Origin of the sequence: Streptomyces sp. DH37, assembly GCF_029813835.1 — a bacterium.
Classification (GTDB): Bacteria; Actinomycetota; Actinomycetes; order Streptomycetales; family Streptomycetaceae; genus Streptomyces.
The window spans coordinates 23,954-32,575 of record NZ_JARVKV010000074.1 but is presented as its reverse complement, the minus strand read 5'-3'; the positions used below and the strand labels follow the sequence as shown (position 1 = coordinate 32,575).

Below are 8,622 nucleotides of genomic sequence, written 5' to 3'. Positions count from 1 at the left end.
TAGGGGCAGGTGTTCACGGCCGGGTACGGGCGGGGGTGGGGGGGCTGAGGGCCCGCCAAGCCCCGCCCGGCGCGGGCGCCGGCTACGCGCCCAGCAGCTTGCGGACCCGGTCCGCGCCCACCGCCAGCAGCAGCGTGGGCAGCCGCGGGCCGGTGTCGCGGCCCACCAGCAGGTTGTAGAGCAGCGCGAAGAAGGCGCGCTGGGCCACCTTCAGCTCCGGCGTCGGCCTGGCCTCCGGCGACAGGCCCGCCCGGACCTTGGGCACGCCGTAGACCAGCGTGGTCAGCCCGTCCAGCGACCAGTGCTCGTCCAGCCCGTCCAGCAGCAGCCGCAGCGACTCGCGCGCGTCGTCGTCGAGCGAGGCCAGCAGCTCGGTGTCCGGCTCCTCGCGCACCCGGGTGCGCTGATCGGCCGGGACGTGGGTGGCGACCCACCGCTGCGCGCAGTCCAGGCGCGGGCGCGTCTCGTCCAGGGAGCGGACCGGGTTGTCCGGGTCCAGCTCGCTCAGGATGCGCAGCGTCTGCTCCTCGTCCCCGGTGGTGATGTCCACCACCGACGCCAGGGTGCGGTACGGCAGCGGGTGCGGGGTGCGGGGCAGCTCGCCGGCGGCGGTGGACGTGGCGCGGCGGTACGCGGCGGCGTCCGCGGGCTGCGCGGCGCCGTCGGCGACCTTGCGCTCCAGGGCGTCCCACTCGTCGTAGAGCCGCTGGATCTCCTGGTCGAAGGCGATCTTGAAGGACTGGTTCGGGCGGCGGCGCGCGTACAGCCAGCGCAGCAGCGGAGCCTCCATGATCTCCAGCGCGTCGAGCGGGACGGGCACCCCGCCCTTGGAACTGGACATCTTCGCCATGCCGCTGATGCCGACGAAGGCGTACATCGGGCCGATCGGCTGCTCGCCGCCGAAGATCTCCCGCACCAGCTGCCCGCCGACGACGTAGGAGGAGCCGGGGGACTGGTGGTCCACGCCGGAGGGCTCGAAGACCACGCCCTCGTACGCCCAGCGCATCGGCCAGTCGACCTTCCAGACCAGCTTGCCGCGCCGGTGCTCCGACAGCAGCACCGTCTCCTGGTGGCCGCACTCGCACACGTACGTCAGCCGCGTGCTCTCGTCGTCGTACGCGGTGATCGTCGTCAGGTCGCGGTCGCAGGCGGAGCAGTACGGCTTGTACGGGAAGTACCCGGCGCCGCCCGTGCTGCCGTCGTCCTCGCCCGCCGCGCCCGAGCCCTCGGCGGCCTCGATCTCGGCGGCCGACATCCCGGGGTCCTCCGGCTTCTGCCGCTTCTTCGCGGCCCCGGCGGCACCCGCGGGGCCCTCGGGGGCGACCTTGGTGCGGTAGCGGTCCAGGACGGCGTCGATGCGGGCGCGCTCGCGCATGGCGAAGAGGATCTGCTCGCTGTACGCGCCGGAGGTGTACATCTCCGTCTGGCTGATGCCGCGCACCTCGACGCCCAGCTCGTCCAGCGCCTCGACCATGGCGGCCCTGAAGTGCTCGGCCCAGCTCGGGTGCTCGCTGCCGGGGGGCGCGGGCACCAGGGTGAGCGGCTTGCCGATGTGCTCGGACCAGGAGGGCCCGACCCCGGGGACGCCGGCCGGGACCTTGCGGAAGCGGTCGTAGTCGTCCCAGGACAGGATGTGCTCGCAGGGCACGCCGCGCCGCTTGATCTCGTCGGCGACGAGGTGCGGAACCATGACCTCGCGGAGGTTGCCCAGGTGGATGGGGCCGGAGGGGCTCAGGCCCGAGGCGCAGACGACCGGTTTGCCGGGGGCGCGGCGCTCCGCCTCGGCAATGACCTCGTCCGCGATGCGGGAGACCCAGTCGGTCTCTGTGCTCTGAGCCACGGTCGGCACGTCCCTTTCCTGGCTTCGGATGTTCCAAAGGGTGACGGACCCATTCTTTCAGACGCGGTACGGGCCCCGCGCCCGTGATATCGGCGCGCCCCGGCGCCGGGCCGCGTGGGATACTGGACCGATCCGAAAACCCCACTCAGAGGAACGGCACTCCTTCATGGCCTCGGTCCCCTCCCTCGCCGCCACCGTCCACCAGCGTGTCGCGGACGCCCTCTCGGCAGCCCTGCCGGAGGCCGCCTCCGCGGATCCGCTGCTGCGACGCAGCGACCGGGCCGACTTCCAGGCCAACGGGATGCTGGCGCTGGCCAAGAGGCTCAAGGGCAACCCGCGGGAGCTGGCGGGCAGGGTCGTCGGGGCGATGCCGGAGGCGGAGGAGATCGCCGGGGTCGAGGTCTCCGGGCCCGGCTTCCTCAACATCACCGTCTCCGACGCCGCGATCGTGCGGACGCTGGCGGCGCGGGCGGCCGACGACCGGCTGGGCGTGCCGTACGCGGAGCACCCGGGCACGACGGTCATCGACTACTCGCAGCCCAACGTGGCCAAGGAGATGCACGTCGGGCACCTGCGCTCGACGGTGATCGGCGACGCGATCGCGCGGATCCTGGAGCACCGCGGCGAGAAGGTCGTCCGGCGGCACCACATCGGGGACTGGGGCACGCAGTTCGGCATGCTCATCCAGTACCTGGTCGAGCACCCGCACGAGCTGGACCACACCTCCGGCGAGGAGTCCGGCGGTGCCTCCGGCGAGGCCGCGATGTCCCGGCTGAACCGGCTCTACAAGGCCTCGCGCGCGCTGTTCGACTCCGACGAGGAGTTCAAGACGCGCGCCCGCGACCGGGTGGTGCTCCTCCAGGGCGGCGACGAGACCACGCTGGAGATGTGGCGGAGGATCGTCGGCGAGTCGATGATCTACTTCCACGCGGTCTACGGCCGGCTCGACGTGGAGATCCGCGACGAGGACGTGGTCGGCGAGAGCGCGTACAACGACGACCTCCAGCAGGTCGTGAAGGACCTGGAGTCCAGTGGCGTCGCGGTCCGGTCCGAGGGCGCGCTGTGCGTGTTCTTCGACGACGTCAAGGGCCCCGACGGCAAGCCCGTCCCGCTGATCGTGCAGAAGTCCAACGGCGGCTTCGGCTACGCCGCCACCGACCTGGCCGCCATCCGGGACCGGATCGGCGGGCTGGGCGCCGACACCCTGCTGTACGTGGTGGACGCCCGGCAGGCGCTGCACTTCAAGATGGTCTTCGAGACCGCGCGCCGGGCGGGCTGGCTGCCCGAGGGCGCCGCGCGGCAGCTCGCCTTCGGCACGGTGCTGGGCAAGGACGGCAAGCCCTTCAAGACCCGTGAGGGCGAGACGGTCCGGCTGGTGGACCTGCTGGACGAGGCCGTCGAGCGGGCCACGGCCGTGGTGCGCGAGAAGGCCGGGCAGGGCGGGCTGGAGCTGACGGAGGAGGAGATCGCCGAGCGCAGCGCCCAGGTGGGCGTCGGCGCGGTGAAGTACGCGGACCTGTCGACCTCCATGTCCCGCGACTACGTCTTCGACCTGGACCGGATGGTCTCGCTCAACGGCGACACCAGCGTCTACCTCCAGTACGCCTTCGCCCGGATCCAGTCGATCCTGCGCAAGGCGGGCGACACCGCCGCGCCCGTCGCGCACCCGGAGGCGCCGCTGGCGCCGGCCGAGCGGGCGCTGGGCCTGCACCTGGACGAGTTCGCCGAGACGCTGGCGGGCGTGGCCGAGACGTACGAGCCGCACAAGCTGGCCGCGTACCTGTACCAGCTCGCCTCGCTCTACACCACGTTCTACGACCAGTGCCCGGTGCTGCGGGCGGAGTCCGAGGCGATCAGGGAGAACAGGCTCTTCCTGTGCGACCTGACCGCCCGGACCCTGCGCCAGGGCATGGCGCTGCTGGGCATCCGCACCCCCGAGCGCCTGTAGCCGCGCCCCCCGCGCCCCTTCGCGCGCACCCCGGGGCCCGGGCGTTCAGCGCTCGCGGTGCACCTTGGTGTTGGACGCCTGGGCGTGGGGGCGGAGGACCAGCAGGTCGACGTTGACGTGCGGGGGACGGGTGACGGCCCAGACGACGGTGTCGGCCACGTCCTCGGCGGTCAGCGGCTCGGCGACGCCCTCGTAGACCTTCGCCGCCTTCTCGGCGTCGCCGCGGAAGCGGGTGAGGGAGAACTCCTCGGTGCGCACCATGCCGGGCGCGATCTCGATGACGCGCACGGGCTGCCCGCACAGCTCCAGGCGGAGCGTCTCGGCCAGGACGTGGGCGCCGTGCTTGGCGGCGACGTAGCCTCCGCCGCCCTCGTAGGTGCCGTGGCCCGCGGTGGAGGACAGCACGAGCACGGTGCCGTCGCCGGAGGCGGTCAGGGCCGGCAGCAGGGCCTGCGTCATGTGCAGCACGCCCAGCACGTTGATCTCGTACATCGCCTGCCAGTCGGCGGGGTCGGCGGTGGCGACGGGATCGAGGCCCAGGGCGCCGCCGGCGTTGTTGACCAGCACGCTGCCGGGCGCGAGGGGGCCGAGCCGGGAGGCGAAGGCGTCCACGGCGGCGCGGTCGGTGACGTCCAGGGCGTGGGGGAGGGCCTGGTGGCCGGCCCCGGTCAGCTCGTCGGCGAGCGCCTCCACGCGGTCGGCGCGGCGGGCGGTGAGCACGGTGCGGTAGCCGGCGGCGGCCAGCCGGCGCGCGGTGGCGGCGCCGATGCCGCTGCTCGCGCCGGTGACGACGGCGGTGGGCTGCTCTGCGGGAGGGGTCATGGGCGGGCGCTCCTCGGGAGGCGGTGGACGTTCCTGGGCCGCCTCGCAGGATAGGCCGCGCGGATCGGGCAGGACCGGGACACCCGTCCCGGCCGGTTCACCCTCCCCGCGGCGCGTACATGATCAGCGCGACCCCGGCGAGGCAGACCAGCGCCCCGGCGACGTCCCAGCGGTCCGGCCGGAAACCGTCCGCGACCATGCCCCAGGCCAGTGAGCCGGCGACGAAGACCCCGCCGTACGCCGCCAGCACGCGGCCGAAGTTCGCGTCCGGCTGGAAGGTGGCCACGAAGCCGTAGGCGCCGAGCGCGACCACCCCGGCGCCGATCCACGTCCAGCCCCGGTGCTCGCGCACCCCCTGCCACACCAGCCAGGCGCCGCCGATCTCCAGGAGGGCGGCGAGGGAGAACAGCAGGACGGAGCGCGCGACGGACATGCGGGAAGCGTAGGCGCGGCGTCTAGGGCCAGACCAGGCAGTACGGCTGGTGGCCGGCCTCGTGGAGGCGGTGGGAGAAGTCCTGCCACTCGTGCAGGAGCCGGTAGACGTCGAAGGCGTCGCGCGGGCCGCCGCGGTCGGGGACCGTGGACCAGATGAAGGCGGCGGCGCCCACCGACTCCTCGCCGATGCCGCGCAGCGGGTCGACGACCGTCATGGGGAGCCTGACCACCGCGTAGTCGGAGTGGAGCACGACCAGTTCCAGCGGCGGCACCTTGTTCAGCGGCACGCCCTCGATGCCGGTGAGGACCATGGCGGCCATCGTCTCCGGCTTGATCCTGGTGAACATGCCGTGACCCAGCTCGTCACCGCCGAGCTCCTCCGGACGCATCGATATGGGCACGCGGGCGGCTGTGGCGCCGTCCGGCGCGCCGAAGTACTTGTAGGTCACCCCCACCCGGCCACCCTTGCTGCTCCTCGTCTCCGCGGTCTCCGCCTCGGCGGTCTCCCCCGTCGTCCTCGCGTCGCGGTCCCGCCGGTGACGGCCCCGCGCGCGTCTGGGCCCCGGCCCCAGGTCCCCCGTGCCCTCGCCCAGTCCGCCACCGCGCTGCATGTCACCACCCGACCATTCGCGGCCCCCGCCGCGCAACCAGATCATCGTCTCAGAGACTTCCAGAGACCTCCCCTTCTGGCGGGCTGTGAAACGCCCGGCCGCACATGTGCGCGAGGCTCTGAGACCATGGCTTGCGTGAGCTATCCGTACGATGCCCCAGTATCGCAGTCGCTGTACGACCGCGCCGCCGTCGTGACGCCCGGAGGCGTGAATTCTCCGGTGCGCGCCTTCCGCGCCGTGGGCGGTACGCCCCGCTTCATGGTGTCCGGTACGGGTCCGTACCTCACCGACGCCGACGGCCGGGAGTACGTGGACCTCGTGTGCTCCTGGGGGCCGATGGTCCTCGGGCACTCCCACCCCGCCGTGGTCGAGGCGGTCCGGCGGGCGGTCGCGCGCGGGACGTCCTTCGGCACGCCCGGCGAGGGCGAGGTCGAGCTGGCCGAGGAGATCGTCGCCCGTGTCGCCCCCGTCGACCAGGTGCGGCTGGTCTCCTCCGGCACCGAGGCCACCATGTCCGCGATCCGCCTGGCGCGCGGGTTCACCGGACGGGCCAAGGTGGTCAAGTTCGCCGGCTGCTACCACGGGCACGTCGACGCCCTGCTGGCCGCCGCCGGCTCCGGCGTGGCCACCTTCGGGCTGCCCGACACCCCCGGCGTGACGGGCGCGCAGGCCGGGGACACCCTGGTGCTGCCGTACAACGACCTGGACGCGGTGGCCGCCGCCTTCGCCGCGCACCCCGGCGAGATCGCCTGCGTGATCACCGAGGCGTCGCCGGGCAACATGGGCGTCGTGCCGCCGCGCGAGGGCTTCAACGCCGGCCTGAAGGAGCTGTGCGCCGCCAACGGGGCGCTGTACGTCTCCGACGAGGTGATGACCGGCTTCCGCGTCTCGAAGGCGGGCTGGTACGGCCTGGACGGCGTCGTCCCGGACCTGATGACCTTCGGCAAGGTGATGGGCGGCGGCTTCCCCGCCGCGGCCTTCGGCGGCCGCGCCGACGTGATGGCCCACCTCGCCCCCGCCGGCCCCGTCTACCAGGCGGGCACCCTCTCCGGGAACCCGGTCGCCACCGCCGCCGGCCTCGCCCAGCTCCGCCTGCTGGACGACGCGGCGTACGAGCGGCTGGACGCCGTCTCCGCCGAGATCCGCTCGCTGGTCACCGAGGCGCTGGCCGAGGAGGGCGTGGCGCACCGGCTGCAGAACGCGGGCAACATGTTCTCGGTCTTCTTCACCGACGAGGACGTGCGGGACTACGACACCGCCAGGCGGCAGCAGTCGTTCCGCTTCACCGCCTTCTTCCACGAGATGCTCTCCCGGGGCGTCTACCTGCCGCCCTCGGCCTTCGAGTCCTGGTTCGTCTCCACCGCCCACGACGACCGGGCCGTCGAGCGGATCGCCGCCGCCCTGCCGTCCGCCGCGCGCGCCGCCGCGCGGGCCGCCGACACCGAGAAGGAGGGGGCATGACGGACGCGCCGAACGCGGGCGCCCCGGACCCGGCGGAGTCGGCGGACCCCGCGGGCATGACGGACCCGGCGGACGTGACGGTCACCGGCGAGACGGCGGGGGAGCGGGAGCGGCACGGCGGCGGCCGGCGCACCGTCGTCCACCTGATGCGGCACGGCGAGGTGGAGAACCCCGAGGGGATCCTCTACGGGCGCCTGCCCGGCTACCACCTCTCCGACCTGGGCCGCCGCATGGCCGAGCGGGTCGCCGAGCACCTGGCCGGGCGCGACATCACCCATGTCGTCGCCTCCCCGCTGGAGCGGGCCCAGGAGACCGCCTCGCCGATCGCCAAGGCCCACGGCCTGGACGTGGCCGCCGACGAGCGGCTGATCGAGGCGGAGAACATCTTCCAGGGCCGGACCTTCGGCGTCGGCGACGGAGCGCTCAAGCGGCCCGCGAACTGGCCGCACCTGCGCAACCCCTTCCGCCCGTCGTGGGGCGAGCCGTACATCGACCAGGTGGTGCGGATGATGGCGGCCCTGGAGGCCGCCCGGGACGCCGCCCGCGGCCACGAGGCGCTGTGCGTCAGCCACCAGCTCCCGATCTGGACGGTGCGCAGCTTCGTCGAGCGCCGCCGGCTGTGGCACGACCCGCGCAGGCGGCAGTGCACCCTGGCGTCGCTGACCACCTTCACCTTCGTCGGCGACCGGATCGTCTCGGTCGGCTACAGCGAGCCGGCCCGCGACCTCGTGCCGCCGCACCTGCGCGCGGGCGCGAGGCCGGCGAAGGGGTCCAGGGGGAACGGCCCCGGATTCGGCGCCTGACCGGGCCGGACGGAAGTGGCGGAACAGACAAGGGGGGCGCGGTAGATCGCCCGGGGGCGCATGCGAAACTTTTCACATGAGTCAGAGCCGCGCCCCCCGACGCCGCTTCCCGGACCTCCGCCGCCGCCTTCCCGCGGTCGTCGCGGGGGCCGTGGCCGGTGCGCTCGCGCTGTCCGCGTGCGGCGGCGACGCCACCGGCACCTCCTCGGGCGACACCGGGTTCGTCCAGGGAACAGGCCAGATCACCAAGGTGGCGGAGAAGGACCGCGAGCCGCTGCCCGACATCTCCGGCGAGACCGTGGGCGGCGAGCGGCTGTCCCTGTCCGACTACCGGGGCAAGGTCGTCGTCCTCAACGTGTGGGGCTCGTGGTGCGCGCCCTGCCGCGCCGAGGCGCCCAACCTCGCCAAGGTCGCGAAGGAGACCGAGGACGAGGGCGTGCGGTTCGTCGGGATCAACACCCGCGACCTGGACCGGGCCAACGCCAAGGCCTTCGACCGCACCTACGGCATCGAGTACCCGAGCCTGTACGACCCCGAGGGCAGGCTGATCCTGAAGTTCCCCAAGTACAGCCTCTCGCCGAAGGCGATCCCCTCCACCCTGGTCATCGACCGGGAGGGGAGGATCGCGGTACGCGCGCTGAAGCCGCTCAGCGAGGAGGACCTGCGGTCCATCGTCGATCCGTTCCTCACGGAGAAGTGACC

Annotated in this window: 8 protein-coding genes; 4 read left to right on the top strand and 4 right to left on the bottom strand. The window is 73.4% G+C overall.

Features of this window, described 5'->3' with window-relative positions; genetic code table 11:
• Window positions 1-82: 82 nt before the first annotated feature.
• A complete protein-coding gene (gene lysS, locus QC029_RS26595) occupies window positions 83-1,840 on the bottom strand; it encodes a lysine--tRNA ligase (RefSeq protein WP_279558351.1) in 1,758 nt (585 codons plus the stop codon).
• Window positions 1,841-2,006: 166 nt separating this feature from the next.
• Between lysS and argS the strand changes: the two genes are divergently transcribed.
• Window positions 2,007-3,788, top strand: a complete 1,782-nt coding sequence (gene argS, locus QC029_RS26590) for an arginine--tRNA ligase (protein WP_279558350.1) — start codon at window positions 2,007-2,009, stop codon at window positions 3,786-3,788.
• A gap of 45 nt (window positions 3,789-3,833) precedes the next feature.
• Here argS and QC029_RS26585 read toward each other — a convergent pair whose 3' ends face one another.
• The 3 genes from QC029_RS26585 to QC029_RS26575 all read right to left on the bottom strand — a co-directional run bounded on the left by QC029_RS26585 (window position 3,834) and on the right by QC029_RS26575 (window position 5,656).
• On the bottom strand, window positions 3,834-4,610 hold the full coding sequence (locus QC029_RS26585; protein ID WP_279558349.1) for an SDR family NAD(P)-dependent oxidoreductase: 777 nt from the start codon (window positions 4,608-4,610) through the stop codon (window positions 3,834-3,836).
• A gap of 97 nt (window positions 4,611-4,707) precedes the next feature.
• Entirely contained in the window at window positions 4,708-5,043 is a 336-nt protein-coding gene (locus tag QC029_RS26580; RefSeq protein ID WP_279558348.1) for a YnfA family protein, read from the bottom strand.
• Window positions 5,044-5,065: 22 nt separating this feature from the next.
• Window positions 5,066-5,656, bottom strand: coding sequence for a hypothetical protein (locus QC029_RS26575; RefSeq protein WP_279558355.1), 591 nt, complete (start codon window positions 5,654-5,656; stop codon window positions 5,066-5,068).
• A gap of 126 nt (window positions 5,657-5,782) precedes the next feature.
• Between QC029_RS26575 and hemL the strand changes: the two genes are divergently transcribed.
• The 3 genes from hemL (at window position 5,783) to QC029_RS26560 (ending at window position 8,620) form a co-directional block, all read left to right on the top strand.
• A complete protein-coding gene (gene hemL / locus QC029_RS26570) occupies window positions 5,783-7,117 on the top strand; it encodes a glutamate-1-semialdehyde 2,1-aminomutase (RefSeq protein WP_279558347.1) in 1,335 nt (444 codons plus the stop codon).
• A 146-nt stretch (window positions 7,118-7,263) separates the two neighbouring features.
• A complete protein-coding gene (locus QC029_RS26565) occupies window positions 7,264-7,920 on the top strand; it encodes a histidine phosphatase family protein (protein WP_279558354.1) in 657 nt (218 codons plus the stop codon).
• Window positions 7,921-7,996: 76 nt separating this feature from the next.
• Window positions 7,997-8,620, top strand: coding sequence for a thioredoxin family protein (locus tag QC029_RS26560; RefSeq protein WP_279558346.1), 624 nt, complete (start codon window positions 7,997-7,999; stop codon window positions 8,618-8,620).
• Window positions 8,621-8,622: the final 2 nt, after the last annotated feature.

Coding starts and splice junctions, on each gene's coding strand:
- argS (WP_279558350.1), top strand. CDS start 2,007: ATGGCCTCGGTCCCCTCCCTCGCCGCCACCGTCCACCAGCGTGTCGCG.
- QC029_RS26585 (WP_279558349.1), bottom strand. CDS start 4,610: ATGACCCCTCCCGCAGAGCAGCCCACCGCCGTCGTCACCGGCGCGAGC.
- QC029_RS26580 (WP_279558348.1), bottom strand. CDS start 5,043: ATGTCCGTCGCGCGCTCCGTCCTGCTGTTCTCCCTCGCCGCCCTCCTG.
- QC029_RS26575 (WP_279558355.1), bottom strand. CDS start 5,656: ATGCAGCGCGGTGGCGGACTGGGCGAGGGCACGGGGGACCTGGGGCCG.
- hemL (WP_279558347.1), top strand. CDS start 5,783: ATGGCTTGCGTGAGCTATCCGTACGATGCCCCAGTATCGCAGTCGCTG.
- QC029_RS26565 (WP_279558354.1), top strand. CDS start 7,264: ATGCGGCACGGCGAGGTGGAGAACCCCGAGGGGATCCTCTACGGGCGC.
- QC029_RS26560 (WP_279558346.1), top strand. CDS start 7,997: ATGAGTCAGAGCCGCGCCCCCCGACGCCGCTTCCCGGACCTCCGCCGC.